The sequence below is a fragment of the Thermovibrio ruber genome (genome assembly GCF_055380895.1).
Genome location: NZ_AP042397.1, coordinates 404022 through 421915, shown reverse-complemented (window position 1 = coordinate 421915; position 17894 = coordinate 404022). Strand labels below are relative to the sequence as shown.

Sequence of the window (17894 nt, the reverse complement as noted above, 5' to 3'; positions counted from 1 at the left end):
GCAAGAATGGAACTACAAAAGATTTTACCAGACCTCGTTAAAGAAGTGGTAAAGCAAACCTTAGAGTCAATGAGGAGATTCAGGAAATGTTCCTCAGGAGGTATTCCTAAATGGCTTACACAAAATTATTGACACAACCCCGGAGCCCGCTAAAAACTAAGCTGAAAAGACTTTCCTTATAAACTTAAAGTGACCTGGAGCGAACATAAACTTCTTCTCCCAGTACATCTTCAGAACTGCCATCTTTACTGCATCGTTAAAGAGAAACCAAACAGAGGCGTATCCCCAGATGAAAAGTCCCCAGCCCCAACCTACCGGGGTTATCAGTCCGAATCCGTAAACGGCAATTATCGTTCCAAGCAACCTTGTTCCAAACGTTGCAACGAAAAGGATTGCTGAAGGCCACGGTTTCTTCCAGAACCAGTTTTTAACCCTTGTGTTGTAGATTGTTCCATGCCCGGCAACCACCAGTTTTGTGAATATGATTGACTGTATGAGATCTTGAGGGAGTTTCCAGTACTCTTCAAGTAGGAAGAAGAGAGTAAACGAGGAGAGGACTCCTGCAATTCCAAGCCAGAAGGCCATAACGTTCATCTCGTAGAAGTCCCACCTTACGGGTTTTGGGGAAACTTTCTGTCTGTCGTAGGCTATGGCTAAGATCGGAATGTCGTTTAGGAGGGCAAGGAGAATTATCATTATCGTTGTAATTGGGTAGAACTGGAAGATGAGGATGGAGAAGGTCATGAAGAAGACAACCCTTATCGTCTCTGTAATTCTGTAAATTGTATAGGATTCCATTCTTGCAAAGATTTCCCTTGCAATTTCCATAGCTTTGATGATTACCCTTAAGCCTGGGGCAAGGAGGACTAAAGCTGCTGCAGCCCTTGCCGCGTCTGTTGCTCCAGATACTGCTATTCCACAGTCTGCCTTCCTTAGGGCAGGTGCGTCGTTTACTCCGTCTCCAGTCATTCCAACTATATGTCCAGCCTTCTGGAGCTTATCAACTATGAAGTACTTGTCTTCAGGGAATACCTCTGCAAAGCCGTTTGCCTCTTCAATTATCTTTATAATCTCAGACTCGTGGCGTTTTACAGTTCCAATTGAGAGCTTCGTGTTCTCAAGCTCTTTCTTAACAAGTTCTGCCACCTCTTTTGCCTTCTTTTCGGCCTCCTCAGGGCTAAGACCTTCAACTCTCATTATTGCCTTTGCTATTATCTGGGCTAAAACTGCGTACTCCTCGTTTGTTGTCTCCCGGAGCTCCCTTGCACTTATTATCTTTTCACCGATTCCCAGTATTCTTGCTATGTACCTGGCAATGGCTATGTTGTCTCCAGTTACCATCTTAACTTCTACACCGTACCTCTTTGCCTCCGCTACTGCCTCCTTTGAGTCTGGGCGGGGCGGGTCGTAGAGAGGGATTAAACCTACGAAGTGGAACTTCTCCTCCTCAGGTTTTTTGTAGGCTACGCCAAGTGTTCTAAAGCCGTTCTCTGCAAACTCCCCTATTTTTTTCGTAATAACCTGTGGGTCTATCTCGCTTTTGTCTGAGAGCTCCAGTATCACTTGGGGAGCTCCCTTCGTTACGTAAATCTTCCTATCTCCACACTTTACTAAAGCTTCTGTTCTCTTCCTTACCGGGTCAAAGGGAATGAACTTCTCCTGAATGCACTCCTTCGTTTTCTGGTAGAGGTTGTGTTTCTTTAGCCAGTCGAATATCGGTATCTCTATCGGGTCGTTGTTCTCCTCACGAGATGCAAGGGCTGCGTAGAACATTAGGTCTTCAGATGTGTAGCCGTTTACCGTAAATGGAATTGAAACTGACATCTTGTTCATAGTTAGGGTTCCAGTTTTGTCTGAACAGAGGACGTCAACTCCTGCAAGCTCCTCAATTGAGGCAAGCCTACTAACAATAACCTGCCGTTTTGCAAGGTAGAGAGCTCCCACTGCCATCGTAACTGTTAAAACTGCAGGTAGGGCAACGGGGATTGCTGCAACGGTTAGAACTAAAGAGAACTGTAACAGGTCTATCAGAGGTTTCCCCCTGTTGATTTCAACTAAGACCATTATTGATATTAAAATGAGGGTGAGAACAATTAGGAAATTTCCAACTTTAATAACCATCTCCTGGAAGTGGGAACGCCCCTCCTTTTCAGCCTTTGCAACTAACTGAACAGTTTTTCCGAAGTAGGTACCTAAGCCGGTTGCAACTACAACTGCATTTATCTCTCCTTTCTTCACTATTGAGTTTGCGTAGGCTATGTCACCGGGCTTTTTTGTTACGGGAAGTGACTCTCCCGTTAGGGCCGACTGGTCAACTAAAATGAAGTCTCCCCCGTGGTCAAGTTTAACGTCTGCAGGGATAATATCTCCAATCTTTAGTTTTATTACGTCGCCAGGAACTAAGAGCCTTGCATCTATTAGCTTCCACTTACCGTCCCTTAGAACCAAACTCTTTTTTGCTAACTTTTCTTTGAGAACCTTTAAAGCTGATAGGGCTTTGTGTTCCTGCCAGAAGTCAACACCAGCGTTTACAAATAGGAGAATCAATATGATTACAAAGTCTTCCCAGTGTTTTACCAGTCCAGACAGAACTGCAGCTGTTTCAATCATCCAGGGAATCGGTCCCCAGAACCTTCTAAATATTCTGTGCCAGAGGGGTTCTTCCTTCTCTGGAATTTCGTTGTAACCGAACTTCTGAAGTCTCTTCTTTGCCTCTTCTTCCGAAAGTCCCCTTTCCAAGGAGGTTTGAAGTTCTTTAATGGTCTCTTCTATACTTTTGTTTTTGAACGCATCTATCTTAGCTATTGTTCTCCTCCCTCTCCTTCCACCAGTCGTAGCTTATTATGGAGCCAATAATAACTACTGCAACTATCACTATGGCTCCTAAAACTTCTAAGGTTTTAAAGAAAATGTCTCCCGGCGAGAGGTAGTTCTCCATCTCTGCCCTTCGATGTCTGTTGTAGTTTCTTGCTATCAGTTTATCACAAATTTACTGGGGTATATTGGGGTATATAAGATTTGATAAAATACCCTTACTTTGAGCAGGATTAAGAACTTACTTAAACTCTTGAACCATTTCTTCCTTATACCCTCTATAATTGGAGTGATAGGGGGTTTTTCAGCCATCCTTTTTAGAAAGTTGATTTTTCTAAGCCATTCCCTCTCAGACGGGATACTCAACGCTCTCATTTCCTATCCTGTCCTTCTGCCGTTTATCTTTTTTCTTACCTATCAAGTTTCTAAGTTCTTCGTTGTTTCCCCTGAGGACGCAACCATTGACGAGATAGCAAAGAGAATATCACTTGAAAGAGGTGGTTTTAACCTTAAGAAAGGAATTTTAGTTCTCTCTTTAACTTCGTTTAACATAGGTTTTGGAGTTCCTGTAGGCCGCGAAGGTCCAATTGCTAAGTTGGGAGGGGTTCTTTCGGAGCTCTTCTGTAAACTATTCCGTATAGACAGGGTTCATCTCCCAATCTACTTAACCTGCGGTGTTGCCTCTGCTATCTCTGCAACTTTTAATGCTCCTTTAGCTGCAGTTCTCTTTGGGACGGAGATAGTTTTGGGGAAGATAAACAGCTATGTTCTCATTCCCTTGGTTGTTTCGGCCAGCGTAGGAGCCTTAGTTGCCCAAGAGTTTCTTGGAGACTTTACTGCCTTCTACGTTCCACCTCTCCACTTTCAGGACGCTGAAATTCCCCTTTTCATACTTGTGGCTTTCCTCTCAACCGTTTCATCACTTTTCTTTTTCGTTTCTCTTAACTTCTTTACCCGTTTGAGGACTACATACCGCCACCACTGGGGAAAGGTTGCCTTTAGTTTCGGCCTTGTCGTCGGTCTTCTTCTCCTCTTTCACCCGGAAGCTGCCGGAGTTGGTTATGGAGCTGTAGGGGAGCTCTTCAAGAACCATTTTTCTCCCGTTTCTGCCCTTGAGATTGCCCTTACCAAATTAATTGCCGTTGTTCTCTCCTTCGGCAGCGGAGTTTTCGGTGGTGTAATGGCTCCCTCAATCTTTACGGGGGCGTTTTTAGGCTATTTCGTAGGAAACTACTCCAACTTCGATCCGAGAGTTTTTGCCCTTGTCGGTTCTGCAGCTATGCTCAGCGGGATTTCAAGAGCTCCCTTCCGTTCCTCCTTGGTAATCGTTGAGCTTACTCACAGCTACCAGCTAATAATTCCTACCCTTTTGACCTCTGTTACTACGAATTTCCTTGTAGGTCTCTCAAACGAGATTGACTTCTTTAAGAGAGCTCTCTTCCACAAGGGAATTAATCCCGAGGAGCTCCTCTCTGCGCGCCTCAAAAAGTTTAACCTTTCAGACTACTTAAAGCCTGTTCCTCCGGTTTACGAAAATGCCCACGTAAAGTATTTGATAGAGCGGTTCTTAAAAGAGAAGGAGAGGTACATCCCTGTCGTTAAAAGCCCCAAGGATAGACAGCTTGTAGGAATCGTTTCCCTTCGGGATTTAAGACTTGCAGCTATCAGCGACCTTTCAAGCCTCAGAGTTAAAGACCTGATGACTGAAGAGCCTTTTGTTCTGACGGTGGGAGCTCCTGTTGAGGAACTCCTAAAAGTCGTTGCCATATTTGAGGCCAACCTGATTCCTGTCGTTGACAAAAAAGGCGTGTATCAAGGTATGTTTGACGTAGACTCCTTCCTTAGGAAGATTTCGCTCCCTGAGTAGCCTGTAGTAGAATAATCACACTCACTTTGGGGGTGTGAGATGCTCTTTAAGAAACCGCAAGTTGCTTTCTACCCTTTTATGGTCTTAAGAGACGACTACAAGTGCGTTAGGTGTAAGTCCTGCGTTGACCAGTGCTCCTTTGACGCTACATACTACGACGAAGACCTTGACATGATAATGAACCACCACGAAAACTGTGTTAACTGTAAGAGATGTGAGGCTTTCTGTCCAACAGACGCAATTAAGGTGGTAAAGAACCCTTCAACTTTCCACCCAGATGCCAACTGGACCCCTGAGGCAATCAGGGACATCCACGTTCAGATGTTAACTGGAGCCGTAATCCTTACCTCAACGGGAAACGACAAGCCTATAAAGAACTACTTTGACCACCTCCTTTTAGACGCCTGTCAGGTAACAAACCCTCCAATAGACCCTCTAAGGGAGCCTATGGAGTTAAAGACGTTTATCGGAAGGAAGACCGATCAGCTCCAGTTTGACTCAGACGGAGTGAGCATAAAAACGACAATAGGAAAACAGCTTGAGCTTGAGATACCTGTTATGTTCTCTGCAATGTCCTACGGTTCAATTAACCTCAACCTTCAGAAGGCTATGGCAATTGCCTGTAGGGAGTTTGGAACTTACTGGAATACGGGAGAGGGAGGTCTTCACAGGTCCTTAAAGGACTTTAAGGACTACACTATCGTTCAGGTTGCATCTGGCCGATTTGGGGTTGATCTTGAGTACCTTGAAACCTCTGCCGCAATAGAGATTAAGATAGGTCAGGGAGCAAAGCCCGGTATAGGCGGACACCTCCCTGGAGAGAAAGTAAACGAGGGAATTGCCGAAACAAGGATGATTCCAGTAGGCTCAGACGCAATCTCTCCGGCTCCCCACCACGACATCTACTCAATTGAAGATTTGAGGCAGCTCATCTATGCCCTTAAAGAAGCTACGAACTACGAAAAACCCGTTTTCGTAAAGATTGCTGCTGTTCACAACGTTGCCGCAATTGCCTGCGGAATTGCCCATGCAGGAGCTGACGCCATTGCGATAGATGGAGTCAGAGGCGGAACAGGTGCAACGCCAAAGTCTTTGAGAGACCACGTTGGTATTCCAATTGAGATGGCTATTGCAGCAGTTGACGACAGGCTCAGGAAGGAAGGGCTCAGGAATCAGGTTTCCCTCATAGCAGCAGGCGGTTTCAGGAGTGCCGTTGATGTTCTTAAGGCGATAGCCCTGGGGGCTGATGCCGTTTACATCGGAACGGTTGCAAAGCTTGCTGCCGGCTGCACCCAGTGTCAGCAGTGCCACACCGGTAGGTGTGCATGGGGAATTACAACAAACGACCCTAAACTGGCAAAGAGGTTGAACCCAGATATTGTTGCTGAAAACCTCTACAACCTTTTAAGGGCTTGGGCCCACGACATAAAGGAACTCCTTGGAGCTATGGGCATCAACGCCATTGAGTCAATTAAGGGTAACAGGTTGAGGCTCAGGAGCTGGGGACTTACGGAGCAGGAAAACAAAATCTTGGGCGTTCTGCCTGCCGGAATGTAGGGGGCAAGATGAAGAAGAGAAAACTGATGAAAGTTTACCCCATAGAGGAAAACTGTATCTCTTGCCGCTACTGTGAAGTTGCCTGCACTATGGTTCACAGTGAGAGTAAAGACCCTGTTAAGGCCTACAAACTTGAGAACCTGCTGCCAAGGGCAACAGTTGAGGTAAAAGGTGCAGTTTCTCTTTCCCTCATGTGCCGCCACTGTAAGCATCCTTTCTGCTTTGACGCTTGTATATCTGGGGCGATAATGGTTGATGAGAACGGAAAAGTTAACCTTGATGAAGAGAAGTGTGTAGGCTGCTGGAACTGCGTTTTGGTTTGCCCATTTGGAGCAGCCCACCCAATGATAAAAGAGGAGAAAAGACACTCCTTTAAGTGTGACCTCTGTGGGGACAGGGGATTCCCTGCCTGCGTTGAGGCATGCCCCAACAGGGCTCTTGTTTACGACTTTGAGAGGTAAGAGAAATGAGATACGTGATAGTAGGGAACAGTGCTGCTGCGGTTGGGTGTATCACCGGAATAAGGAAAGTTGATCCGGAAGGGGAGATAGTTGTTATCTCCTACGAGGACAGGTGCTACTCAAAGCCGATGATCGCAGACGTTTTGGTTGATATTCCAGAGGATAAGCTCCTCTATAGGGATAGCTCATTCTTTGAGAAGAACAGAGTTGAGGCAGTTTTAGGCCATAAAGCTGTAAAGATTAATACAGACTCAAAGGTCGTAGTCCTTGACTCAAACGAGCTTGTTCCCTACGACAAACTCCTCATAGCAACCGGTGGAAAACCCTTCGTTCCGCCGATAAAGGGAAGTGACAAGAAGGGTGTTTTTACGTTTACGGAGCTCCGCTCAGCCCTATCCTTTAAAGACTACCTGAAGGAAAACGGAGCTAAAGAAGTTGTAGTTATCGGTTCTGGTTTTATCGGCCTTGAGGTTGCCTACTTCCTCAGGGAGATTGGAGTTAACGTAAAGGTTGTGGAGCTCCTTGACAGAGTCCTTGCACGAGCGCTTGATAGGAGGAGCTCCCAGATAGTTGAAAGTATGCTAAGGGAGAAAGGGGTTGAATTCATCTTCAACGATACGGTTGAAGAGATTATGGGAGATGAGAAAGTAAGTAGCGTTAGGTTAAAGTCCGGCTCCGTTTTAAGGGCAGATGCTGTAGTCGTTGCCATTGGTGTTAGGCCCAATACAGAACTTGCAGAAACTGCCGGAGTGGAAGTTAACAGGGGAATTGCAGTTTCAGACAATATGGAAACTTCCGTTCCAGATATTTACGCCGCAGGAGATTGTATTGAATGTTTAGACATCGTTGACGGTCAGAAAAAACCGATACCTCTATTTCCCTTAGCCTTTGAACAGGGCTTTATTGCCGGTTTAAACATGGCTGGTAAAAAGATGAAATACTTAGGCGGTTTTGTCCTCAACTCTTTGAAGTTCCTACCTGTCCCAGTTCTCAACGCCGGCGTAGTTGAGCCGATTGACAATTCCTGCGAAATTCTCGTAAACGACAAGTTTGAGAAGAAGGGCTACTACAGGAAAGCTATTGTTAGGAATGGAAAACTCGTCGGCTTCATAGCCATTGGAGAGATAGACAGGACGGGAATCCTTACGAACCTCATAAGGCAGAAGATAGACGTTTCAGATATAAAGGAGAGGTTGGTTGAACTTGACTTTGGCCTTGTAGACCTTCCACAGTGGTGGCGGGAGGAGAAACTAAAGCAGGATAAAACGGCCTACAAAGACTGGAGGGCGCTCTAATGGCTTGCTACAGCGAAATGGCAGGGTGCGGCCTTGCCGGTATAGTTAATAGGGACGGAAAGAGGATAAGCGGGAAGTTCATATACGACTCAATAACTACGATGAAAGAGCGTGGAAACGGAATGGGAGCCGGCTATGCTGCCTACGGAATCTATCCGGATATGGCTGACTTCTACGCCTTCCATGTGATGCTTGACGATTTAGATTACGAATCGGAAGTCAACGCTGTTCTCAACAGATCTTTCAGAATAGTAAAGTCTGAAATGATTCCAACTAAAGAAGTTCCTTCTCTATATAAAAAAACAAAGCCCCCCTACTTTTACCGCTACTTCGTTGAGCCGAGAGACGACGCGAGGCTTCCTATGGAGTCTGAGGAAGACCTTGTTGTTAGAACAGTAATGACGATAAACGAGAAAGTTGAGGGGGCCTACGTCATCTCAAGCGGAAAGAACATGGGAGCTTTTAAGGGAGTAGGTCATCCCGACGAAATAGGGGACTTCTTTGAAATAAAGAGTTACGAAGGGTACATTTGGCTTGCCCACACCCGTTTTCCGACGAACACTCCCGGATGGTGGGGAGGAGCTCACCCTTTCACCCTCTTAGACTGGGCAATAGTCCACAACGGAGAGATAACTTCCTACGGAACAAACAAGCGCTACGTTGAGATGTTCGGTTACAGGTGCACTCTCCTTACAGATACGGAGGTTGCGGCTTACCTTTTTGACCTTCTCTTTAGAAAGCATAGGCTCCCTATAAGGGCTGTCTTTATGGCAATGGCTGCTCCCTTCTGGAAAGACATTGAACACTACAGGGAAGTAGGCCTTGAGAAGGTTTACAGGATGGTAAAGATGATAAGAACTGTCTACGCTCCTGCAATGCTCAACGGTCCATTTGCAATGCTCTTTGCCTTTAAAGACGGCGTAATTGGCTTTAACGACAGGATAAAGCTTCGTCCCTTTGTTGCCGCTGAGAAGGGAGATACTGTTTATATGGCCAGTGAGGAGTCTGCAATTAGGGTTATCTGCGAAGACCCAGATAGGGTTTGGATGCCAAAGGCGGGAGAGCCGGTTATTGCCCTTTTAAACCACTGTAAAGAAGAGGACCTCTGTTACCCAGCTTAAAGGAGTAAGCTATGGAAGTTAGGGAGATAGGAAAAGGCGTTTATGAGGTAGTTTGTGGAACTGCCCACTACAGAAAAGTTAACGCAAAGGTAAAGGAGCTTGTAAACAACGGAGCTGAAAAGGTTATCTTGAAAGAGGTTTACGGCCAGAGATACATAGGGACTGGAGTTAAAGGGAAAGTAAAGATAGAGGTTCACGGAACTGCCGGAAACGACCTTGGAATCTTCCTATACGGTCCAGAAATTGAGGTTCTTGGAAATGCTCAAGACGGCGTTGGAAACACTATGAGAGACGGGAAGATTATCGTTAGAGGCCACGCCGGAGATGTCTGCGGCTACGGAATGAGGGGAGGGAAAGTTTACGTAGAGGGAGACGTTGGCTACAGGGTCGGAATCCACATGAAAGGTTATAAAAACTTAGTTCCAACTTTCATAGTAGGGGGTAAGGCTGGAAACTTCTTTGGTGAGTATATGGCCGGTGGAGTTCTGATTCTTCTGGGGTTAAATAGAAAACCCGGAGAGGACATAGTTGGCGACTACTGTGCGACGGGAATGCACGGTGGTGTAATCTTTGTAAGGGGAGAAGTTCCTCAAAGGTATTTAGGAAAGGAGGTTAAAGTCTTTGAACCGGACTTACAGGACATAAAGCTCTTAACTGAAGAGCTAAAAGGCTTTTCAGAGGCCTTTAACATACCGGTTGATGAAATAATCTCTGAACCCTTTACGAAAATTGTTCCCGTCAGCGCAAGACCTTACGGAAGGATGTACGCCCACAGGTGGGGAATTGCTACTGGTATTATCAAGTAGTAAACTTCTCTTCTCATTAAGTAAACAGGAGGCTTGTTTTGTATAGCTACCCTGACGAGAGAGGCAAGTACGGAGAGTTTGGAGGGAAGTACGTTCCAGAAACCTTGATGGCTGCTCTCTCCGAGCTTGAGGAGAGTTATTTAAATATAAAGGAAGATCCTGAGTTTAAAGAGGAGTTTGAGAGGCTACTTAGGAACTACGTTGGCCGTCCTACTCCCTTACAGTTTGCAGAGAGGTTTTCCAAATACCTTGGAAATGGAATTAAAATTTATTTAAAGAGGGAAGACCTTAACCATACTGGAGCTCACAAGATAAACAATGCCCTTGGTCAAGCCCTCCTTGCAAAAAGGATGGGTAAAAAGAGAATCATTGCCGAAACTGGGGCTGGTCAGCACGGGGTTGCAACAGCTACTGCCTGTGCTTTCCTAGGTTTGGAGTGTATTGTTTACATGGGTGAAGAGGACGTTAGGCGCCAAGCCCTCAACGTTTTTAGAATGGAGCTCCTTGGAGCAAAAGTTGAGGTTGTAAAGAGCGGTAGTAGAACCTTAAAAGATGCCGTTAACGAGGCGATTAGAGACTGGGTTACAAACGTCAGAACTACCCACTACATAATTGGTTCAGTAGTTGGTCCACATCCTTACCCGAAGATAGTCAGGGACTTTCAGTCTGTAATTGGGAATGAGACGAAGAAACAGATATTGGAGGCTGAAGGAAGATATCCAGATACTATAGTTGCCTGTGTAGGTGGTGGCAGCAACGCTATTGGTATTTTCTATCCGTTCGTTGAAGTGGAAGACGTTGAGCTTGTTGGAGTTGAGGCAGGTGGTTACGGTTTAGATACAGATAAACACGCTGCTACTTTATGTAAGGGAAAAGTTGGGGTTTTTCACGGAGCAAAGTCCTACCTTCTTCAAAACGAGGACGGTCAGGTTACTCCTACTCACTCCGTTTCAGCAGGGTTAGACTATCCAGGTGTCGGTCCTGAACACTCACTACTAAAGGAGATAGGAAGGGCTAAGTATGATGCAGTTACGGACGATGAGGCCCTTGAAGCTTTTCAAGTTCTTTCAAGAACCGAAGGGATAATTCCAGCTTTGGAGAGTTCCCACGCTATTGCCTGGGTCATAAAGAATAGAGAAAGCCTGAAAGGTAAGCTTGTCGTTGTTAACCTCTCTGGAAGAGGAGACAAGGACGTTTCTCAGGTTAAAGACCTCTTAGAGGAGAGAAAGGATCTCCGTTTATGGTAGATGAGATAACGGGGCTACCATCTCGTAAGTCTTTCTTTAGGGAGCTTTCTAACTTAAAAGGAAATAAACCTGTAATTCTTCTTCTTCTTGACATAGACGATTTCCGATTTGTCAACTTTACCTACGGTTATAGGATCTCAGATTCTGTTTTGAAAGCCGCCGGTCAATATTTCCATAGAGTTTTAAATAAGTTCTTTTCAGAAGTTTTCCTTGCCAGGGTTGGAGCTAACTGTTTCGGAGCTCTCATAAAAGACGAAGTTCCCTTAATAAGGATTGAGGAGGTCTTTAACAGGTATCTCCACCTTGTTGAGTTTAAGTTGAAGTCAGAATTTATCCGTTTGACGACAAGTGCCGGAGTTAGTGTTGGCATTTCTCGGTTTGAAGAGGTTTTTTCACAGGCAGAGAGCTCTCTCTACTCTGCAAAAGAGTCTGGGAAGAACACAATTGTTGTTTTTCAAGAGGCTAAAGCCTACGATATTGAGAAGTTCAGACAGGTAAGACAGAAATTAATAAGAGCTATACGTGAAAAAAAGGTTATTCCACACTTTCAGCCTATAGTATCTTTAAGAACGGGAAAAGTTTATGGTTATGAAGTCTTATCTAGAATTTTTGTAGGAGATGAAGTTCTTAGAGGAGACTACGTCTTTTTGGTTGCAGATACGTTAGCTCTTACCCCTGAAATAGATAAACTGCTTTTTATTAATGCTATTAAGTATTTTGGAGATTACAAGCTCTTCTTTAACCTATCTATGAAATACTTTTTCAGAGAATTAAACGCAATATTTCAGGTAGCTAAGAAGTATAACCTTGACCTCAGTAACGTAATTTTTGAGATTACAGAATCTCAAAAATTGATGGAAGAGGGAGTAGCAGTAAGTCTGTTTAGTCTATTTAAAGAGTTTAACGCAGGGATTGCTGTTGATGACTTTGGAGCTGGCTACTCAAACTTTATGTATCTGAAAAAGTTCCCGGCAGACGTCCTTAAAATTGATGGAGCCTTTGTAAGGGGGGCGAAAGAGAGCACAAAAGACCTGACAATAATAAAGGCCATTGTTGATGTTGCAAAAGTTTTTAGATTAAGGACTTTAGCTGAATTTATAGAAGACGAGGAAACTTACAGATTGATGAGAAGTATCGGAGTCTCTTTAGGTCAGGGATTTTTCATAGGAAAGCCGGAACCTGAACCTAAAAAAGTAGAGATTAAAATAACTTAATAAAAGGGGGGAAAGCCCCCCTGAATTTAAACCCCTTCTGGACGCTTGACGTCGTAGAGAATGTCGTCCCAAGGATGCCTGTAGAGAGGCATTGCGAGGCGCTTTTCGTCTAAAATGTGGCCAATGAATCCGATTGAACGGCCTAAGACGAAGAAAGCGTTAAAAGCTCCTGCCTCAATTAGCTCGTCAATTTCTTCTTCTGAGAATCCTAAGCTTCTGAACATGTCAACTAAGAGAACGCCGATCGTTCCGTCAACGTTGAGGATGAGGTTTTCCTTCTTGGCAGTTGTAACCTTCTCAACCTCAAGGGCGTAGTCAAGGAGCTCCGTTGAGGGGAAGTTCTCTTTTGCGAAATTCTTGAGGAGTTCTACCCTCTTGTCTGGGTTCTTAGTTGACTTGATCCTGTGGCCAATTCCCGGAATCGGCTTCTTCTCAACCTTCTTCATGTAATCAACAAACTCGTATGGGTCCATTCCCTTCTCTTTGGCCATCTTAAAGTATTTAGCAGCTCCGTCAATTGCACCGCCAAACCTTGGGCCGATGGTTAGAAGCCCAGTTACGAGAGCGGAAATAAGGTCTTTTCCAGCCCTTGCAGTAACCTTCGCGTTGTGAGCTCCAGAAACTGCAGGTCCGTGGTCTGCGACGATCTTTAGAACCATGTCAATAAACTGAGAAGCCCAAGACGGGAACTTCCTCTTGAACCAGAGTAGTCCAATTACGTCCGCAATAGAGTAACCCTTCTCAACAACCTCAGAGATAGGAACTCCGCAGTATGTTGCCTCCTCTCCTCTGTCGTCAGAGATGGTACAGATAAAGTGGGTAGGTCTTCTGACCTTTCCTGCCTTTCTTGCCTTGTCGTAGTCTTCAGGGATTGGCGGAACTTCGGGTTCTTCAATCTCTCCAATTTCTCCCTTAGCCTTGAGCTCTTCGTAAACTGAGCGGATTACCTCTGGGAAATCGTTGAAGGAGTCTGGAACGATAGCTCCTGCCTCTTTAAGAGCCCTGTTCTTAGCGTCTGCCGTCTCCCTGTCGGCCCCAGCTTTAGCCCCTGCGTGGCCGAACTGAACCTCTCCTCCAAAGTGCTTGGCAATTGTTCCGATGCACCAAGCTATAAGGGGCTTAGTGATTAATCCCTTTTCAAGAGCCTCTACAACTCTATACTCTAACTCTCCACCAACCTCTCCGAGCATAATCATGTACTTGACTGCAGGATTCTTCTGGAACCTAAGGAGGTGGTCTAAGAAGTCTGAGCCCGGGAATCTGTCTCCACCTATGGCGATACCTTCAACGATACCGTCTGCGTTTCTTGCAATGATGTTTGATAGCTCGTTGAAAAGGCCTCCAGACCTTGTAACCAGTCCGCAGGAGCCAGGTCTGTGGAGTTTTGACTTAACGATGTTCTCAAGGGTTCCACCGGCGTTTCCAATCCTGAAGGCCCCTGCAGCAATTCCTCCAACTGTAGCAGGTCCGATTATCCACTTGCCTTCAGCCTTTGCCCTTGCTGCCATGTCACGGGCAAGCCTTTCAGGGATACCTTCTGCAGTAATGGCGATTGTCCTGATTGTCGGTAGGTTGAGGGCTTCCCTCGTAACATCGTATGCCGTTCTAAAAGAGGCAAAGTTTACAAGAACGTCTGCGTCTGGGTGAGCTTCTGCTGCCTCTGTTGTTGACCTATAGATTGGGATCATTATCTCTTCTGTTCCGTAGAAGAACTTCTCAAACTTTCTGTTCTGGGTTGGAGCTACGATTGCAACGATTGAAGGTGAGCGTCCAACTAAGTAATCGTAGTCAAGCATCCTCTGGATAGCATTTCTGTTGAGGTTCCAGAAGATTGCCTTTGTGTTCCTGTCAAAAAGTATGTAATCAGGTCTTCCCATTTTCCCCTCCTTATGGATTCTCCTTTAGAGCTTTCTCAACTATTGCTGTGATGTGGGTTTCTGGTCCATAAACCTCTATTGGAAGTCCAAGTTCCTCTGCAGCCTTCTTGATCTTTGCAAGACCTACTTCGTAGTTTGGACCTCCACGGCGGACGTAGATTTTAACCCCTACCTCTTTCAGCTTGTCCGCATACTCCTTGAGGGCATCAATTATTCCGTCAAATGTCTTTGCAACGTCTGTGAAGTTTGCAATAGCACCACCGATTATGAGGATCTTAGGCCTTCCTTGTGGGTCCTTGTGGCGGGTCATAAGGTCAAGAACGGTTTTAACGTATTCCCTCGTCTCTGCCCTTGATGGGTTACCTGAGTACTCTCCGTAGTTTGCAAGCTCCTTAACGTAGCCAAGGTCCGCAACTGTGTCTGCGTAAACTACTGAAGCTCCACCACCAGCAACCAACGTCCAAATCCTTCCCTCTGGATTGAGAATGGTGAGCTTAAGAGAGGCTCCAGACTTTTCGTCCATCTCTTTGATGTACTTCTCCTCAGGTGAGAGCTCCCCTCCAAAGCCTGCAGGGAATTCAAGTTCTCCCCACTTCCTTCCAACCAAGAACTGGGCTGTATCGTCAACCCTTCCAACAAAGTCAAGTGGATAAACTTTGTTTCCAACCATAACAAGAGGGTTAATCTCAAGGTATGCAAAGTGCATATCCCTAAAGAACCTGTAGAGACGCTTAACGAAGTCTGTAAACTTCTCCTTGTCTTTAATCTCAGGTGGAACGTTCTCCTCTATTAGCCTGTCAATTTCCTCCTCAGTTGCAAGAGGGGGGATAACAACTTCCTTTACCTTGTCCCAGTTCTCCTCAACGTCAATTCCGCCGAAGGCAGACATGTAGATGTGGTCTCCATCGTAGCCTAACGTCATAGCTACGTAGTACTCGTCTTCTGGAGAGTGGGGAACGCAGGGCTCAATGAGGAAGTGGGTAAGCTTACCCTTTTTCCCCTTAATCTCTACTTCTTCCTGCATCTTCTCCTTGATCCACTGCTTTGCAGTCTCGTAGTCAACGTCGCAGGGCTTCTCCTTCTTAAAGAGAATGAGTCCTAACTTTCCCCTCTTTCCAAAGAGCATGTCCGGCTTTGCAACTAAGGGAACTTCCCTGAGCCAGGGGTACTCTTCGGGGAGCTTGTCTAAGTCGGTTTCAGGAGTTACAAGGACAGACCTGAACTGATACTCAAACTCCGGAGCGAAGTACTCGTCCCAGTGCTGGGCAAGGATCCTCTTGCCGTCGTACTCCCTAATTCCTCTCTGTGCCATCTATCTCCTCCTAAGTTGTTTACATACGAAAAAGGGGGGCAATTTGCCCCCCTAATTTTAACAACTTTTTTACAAATTGTTTACAGTGAATCAATTATCTCGTTGAGCGTCTTTGAAGGCCTCATTGCAGCTGTAGCCTTCTCGTCGTCTGGGTGGTAGTAGCCTCCTAAATCTTTGGGAGAACCTTCTGTTGCAGCTATTTCGGAGAGTATCTTCTCCTCGTTCTCTACAAGTTTTGCTGCGACAGGTTCAAATACCTTGGCGAGTTCTGGATCTTCTGTTTGAGCTGCAAGCTCTTCAGCCCAGAACCTTGCAAGCCAGTAGTGGCTTCCCCTTGTATCAAGCTGTCCAACCTTCCTCTTTGGAGTCTTGTCCTCGTCTAAGTATCTCTCTACGGCCTTAGAGAGGGTCTCTGCCATTACGAGAATTCTCTTGTTCTCACTTCCTGCCTGTTTGTAGGCAAGCTTCAGAGCCTCAACAAAAGCAAGAAACTCTCCTAATGAATCCCACCTGAGGTGGCCTTCCTTAGCAAACTGCTGAACGTGCTTTGGAGCAGAACCTCCGGCTCCTGTTTCAAAGAGCCCTCCACCTGCGATAAGTGGAACGATTGAGAGAGCTCTCGCGGAAGTTCCAACCTCAATAATCGGGAAGAGGTCTGTCAGGTAGTCCCTCAGAACGTTTCCAGTAACAGAGATTGTGTCAAGTCCCTTTCTAAACCTTTCTAAAGTGAACTTCATTGCCTCCCTTGGAGGCTTAATGTACCATTCAACTCCCTCAAGGTCGTATTTCTGAAGCTCCTCCTTAACCTTCTCAATGAGTTCCCTGTCGTGGGCCCTTAGTGAGTCAAGCCAGAAGACAATTGGAAGACCTGTTTCCTTAGCTCTGTTTACTGCGAGCTTTACCCAGTCCCTAATTGCAATGTCCTTTGCGTGGCAGCTTCTATAGATGTCTCCTTCCTCTACCTCGTGCTCCATGAGAACACTTCCGTCTTCGTCAACAATTCTAAATTTACCCTTGCTCGGAGCAAACCAGGTCTTGTCGTGGGAACCGTACTCCTCTGCCTTCATCGCCATGAGGCCAATGTTCTGAACAGATCCAACTTTTGTTGGGTCAAACTGTCCACGAACCTTTATGTCCTCAACAATTTCTGAGTACATTGTTGCGTAGCACCTGTCTGGAACTGTGATTACGCAGTCATCTGTCTCTCCGTTTGGTCCCCATCCCTGGAGCCCGTTCTTTATGACTGCAGGGATTGAGGCGTCAATAATTACGTCGTTTGGCCTGTGGAGGTTTGTGATTCCCCTGTCTGAGTCAACCATGTAGAGCCTTGGCTGCTCTTTGTATATCTCCTCAAGGGTTTTCTTAATCTCTTCTTGCTTTTCAGGTGGGAGCTTTGAAAGCTTGTTCTCAAGGTCAATCAGTCCCTTGTTGGGGTCAAATCCTATCTCTTCAAGCTCTTTTCCGTGCCTTTCAAAGAGTTTTTTGTAGTAAACCCTGATTGCGTCTCCGAAAATTGCAGGATCGGAGACCTTCATCATTGTGGCCTTTACGTGGAGGGAGAAGAGGATGTCTTTGTACTTGGCGTCGTTTATAACTTCCTCAAAGAACTCCTTGAGTTTCTTCCTGCTCATAAAGGTTCCATCAACGACGTCACCCATTCCCATGTCAAACTCTTTGAGGACCTGAACGTTTCCGTTCTCGTCAACGAACTCGTACCTTATCTTTGTGTCCTTCTTGAGTGTTACAGACTTCTCATTCTCGTAGAAATCCCCGCTCTTCATGTGGGCAACGTAGGACTCAGACTTTGGAGAGACCTCTTTCATCCTGTGGGGGTGCTTTTTCGCGTAGTTCTTAACAGGAGGAGCTATACGCCTGTCTGAGTTACCCTGCCTAAGGACCGGGTTAACAACGCTACCTACACACTTGTCGTACTTTGCTTTTATTTCCTTCTCTTCTTCTGTTTGAGGGTTTTCCGGGTAGTCTGGAAGATCGTAGCCCTGTGACTGGAGCTCCTTAATACAATCAAGGAGCTGGGGTAGTGATGCAGAAATGTTTGGAAGTTTAACAATGTTTGCCTCAGGCTTGTGAACCAACTCTCCGAGATAAGCAAGGTCGTCTGGAACGTAGCCAAACTGAGCAAGAACTCTTCCAGCAAGGGAGATGTCCTTAAGGTCAACGTTCACTCCTGCGAGCTTTACAAACTGCCTGATAATTGGAAGCAAAGAGTAGGTTGCAAGCAGTGGCGCCTCGTCTGTCTTTGTCCAAACAATAGTTGGCCTTTTAGCCATATCTATCCTCCTCCGGATTTGATTTCAAAGGAAAA

Annotated in this window: 13 protein-coding genes; 8 read left to right on the top strand and 5 right to left on the bottom strand. The window is 45.7% G+C overall.

Annotation, left to right across the window (positions count from 1 at the left end):
• Positions 1-156 precede the first annotated feature (156 nt).
• Both ACZ424_RS02185 and ACZ424_RS02180 read right to left on the bottom strand, forming a co-directional pair.
• Positions 157-2739, bottom strand: coding sequence for a plasma-membrane proton-efflux P-type ATPase (locus ACZ424_RS02185; RefSeq protein ID WP_464904888.1), 2583 nt, complete (start codon positions 2737-2739; stop codon positions 157-159).
• Between the two features lie 58 nt (positions 2740-2797).
• A complete protein-coding gene (locus tag ACZ424_RS02180; RefSeq protein ID WP_464904887.1) occupies positions 2798-2938 on the bottom strand; it encodes a hypothetical protein in 141 nt (46 codons plus the stop codon).
• 201 nt (positions 2939-3139) lie between these two features.
• On the opposite strand from ACZ424_RS02180, the gene ACZ424_RS02175 reads away from it, so the two are divergent.
• The 8 genes from ACZ424_RS02175 to ACZ424_RS02140 are packed head-to-tail and all read left to right on the top strand — an operon-like array spanning position 3140 to position 12382.
• On the top strand, positions 3140-4681 hold the full coding sequence (locus ACZ424_RS02175) for a chloride channel protein (RefSeq protein ID WP_464904886.1): 1542 nt from the start codon (positions 3140-3142) through the stop codon (positions 4679-4681).
• A gap of 39 nt (positions 4682-4720) precedes the next feature.
• Positions 4721-6238, top strand: a complete 1518-nt coding sequence (locus tag ACZ424_RS02170; RefSeq protein WP_464904885.1) for a glutamate synthase-related protein — start codon at positions 4721-4723, stop codon at positions 6236-6238.
• 8 nt (positions 6239-6246) lie between these two features.
• On the top strand, positions 6247-6699 hold the full coding sequence (locus ACZ424_RS02165; protein ID WP_464904884.1) for a 4Fe-4S dicluster domain-containing protein: 453 nt from the start codon (positions 6247-6249) through the stop codon (positions 6697-6699).
• A gap of 5 nt (positions 6700-6704) precedes the next feature.
• Positions 6705-7994: an NAD(P)/FAD-dependent oxidoreductase gene (locus ACZ424_RS02160; protein ID WP_464904883.1), complete on the top strand. Its 1290-nt coding sequence runs from the start codon at positions 6705-6707 to the stop codon at positions 7992-7994.
• Positions 7994-9115, top strand: a complete 1122-nt coding sequence (locus tag ACZ424_RS02155) for a class II glutamine amidotransferase (RefSeq protein ID WP_464904882.1) — start codon at positions 7994-7996, stop codon at positions 9113-9115. Before ACZ424_RS02160 ends, ACZ424_RS02155 begins: the two co-directional genes overlap by 1 nt.
• Positions 9116-9126: 11 nt before the next feature.
• A complete protein-coding gene (locus tag ACZ424_RS02150; RefSeq protein ID WP_464904881.1) occupies positions 9127-9921 on the top strand; it encodes a GltB/FmdC/FwdC-like GXGXG domain-containing protein in 795 nt (264 codons plus the stop codon).
• Between the two features lie 38 nt (positions 9922-9959).
• Entirely contained in the window at positions 9960-11168 is a 1209-nt protein-coding gene (gene trpB, locus ACZ424_RS02145) for a tryptophan synthase subunit beta (RefSeq protein WP_464904880.1), read from the top strand.
• The gene (locus ACZ424_RS02140) at positions 11162-12382 is read left to right on the top strand and encodes an EAL domain-containing protein (RefSeq protein WP_464904879.1); all 1221 of its coding nucleotides are present in this window, start codon (positions 11162-11164) and stop codon (positions 12380-12382) included. The genes trpB and ACZ424_RS02140 overlap by 7 nt, the downstream gene beginning before the upstream one ends.
• Before the next feature lie 26 nt (positions 12383-12408).
• On the opposite strand, the gene ACZ424_RS02135 is transcribed toward ACZ424_RS02140, so the two are convergent.
• The 3 genes from ACZ424_RS02135 to ACZ424_RS02125 all read right to left on the bottom strand — a co-directional run bounded on the left by ACZ424_RS02135 (position 12409) and on the right by ACZ424_RS02125 (position 17859).
• A complete protein-coding gene (locus ACZ424_RS02135) occupies positions 12409-14259 on the bottom strand; it encodes a citrate/2-methylcitrate synthase (protein ID WP_464904878.1) in 1851 nt (616 codons plus the stop codon).
• Between the two features lie 10 nt (positions 14260-14269).
• Positions 14270-15571 (bottom strand): ATP citrate lyase citrate-binding domain-containing protein, encoded by a 1302-nt coding sequence (locus tag ACZ424_RS02130; RefSeq protein WP_464904877.1) that lies wholly within the window; start codon positions 15569-15571, stop codon positions 14270-14272.
• A gap of 80 nt (positions 15572-15651) precedes the next feature.
• The gene (locus ACZ424_RS02125) at positions 15652-17859 is read right to left on the bottom strand and encodes an NADP-dependent isocitrate dehydrogenase (protein ID WP_464904876.1); all 2208 of its coding nucleotides are present in this window, start codon (positions 17857-17859) and stop codon (positions 15652-15654) included.
• Positions 17860-17894: the final 35 nt, after the last annotated feature.

Coding starts and splice junctions, on each gene's coding strand:
- ACZ424_RS02180 (WP_464904887.1), bottom strand. CDS start 2,938: ATGGAGAACTACCTCTCGCCGGGAGACATTTTCTTTAAAACCTTAGAA.
- ACZ424_RS02170 (WP_464904885.1), top strand. CDS start 4,721: ATGCTCTTTAAGAAACCGCAAGTTGCTTTCTACCCTTTTATGGTCTTA.
- ACZ424_RS02165 (WP_464904884.1), top strand. CDS start 6,247: ATGAAGAAGAGAAAACTGATGAAAGTTTACCCCATAGAGGAAAACTGT.
- ACZ424_RS02160 (WP_464904883.1), top strand. CDS start 6,705: ATGAGATACGTGATAGTAGGGAACAGTGCTGCTGCGGTTGGGTGTATC.
- ACZ424_RS02155 (WP_464904882.1), top strand. CDS start 7,994: ATGGCTTGCTACAGCGAAATGGCAGGGTGCGGCCTTGCCGGTATAGTT.
- ACZ424_RS02150 (WP_464904881.1), top strand. CDS start 9,127: ATGGAAGTTAGGGAGATAGGAAAAGGCGTTTATGAGGTAGTTTGTGGA.
- ACZ424_RS02140 (WP_464904879.1), top strand. CDS start 11,162: ATGGTAGATGAGATAACGGGGCTACCATCTCGTAAGTCTTTCTTTAGG.
- ACZ424_RS02135 (WP_464904878.1), bottom strand. CDS start 14,259: ATGGGAAGACCTGATTACATACTTTTTGACAGGAACACAAAGGCAATC.
- ACZ424_RS02130 (WP_464904877.1), bottom strand. CDS start 15,571: ATGGCACAGAGAGGAATTAGGGAGTACGACGGCAAGAGGATCCTTGCC.
- ACZ424_RS02125 (WP_464904876.1), bottom strand. CDS start 17,859: ATGGCTAAAAGGCCAACTATTGTTTGGACAAAGACAGACGAGGCGCCA.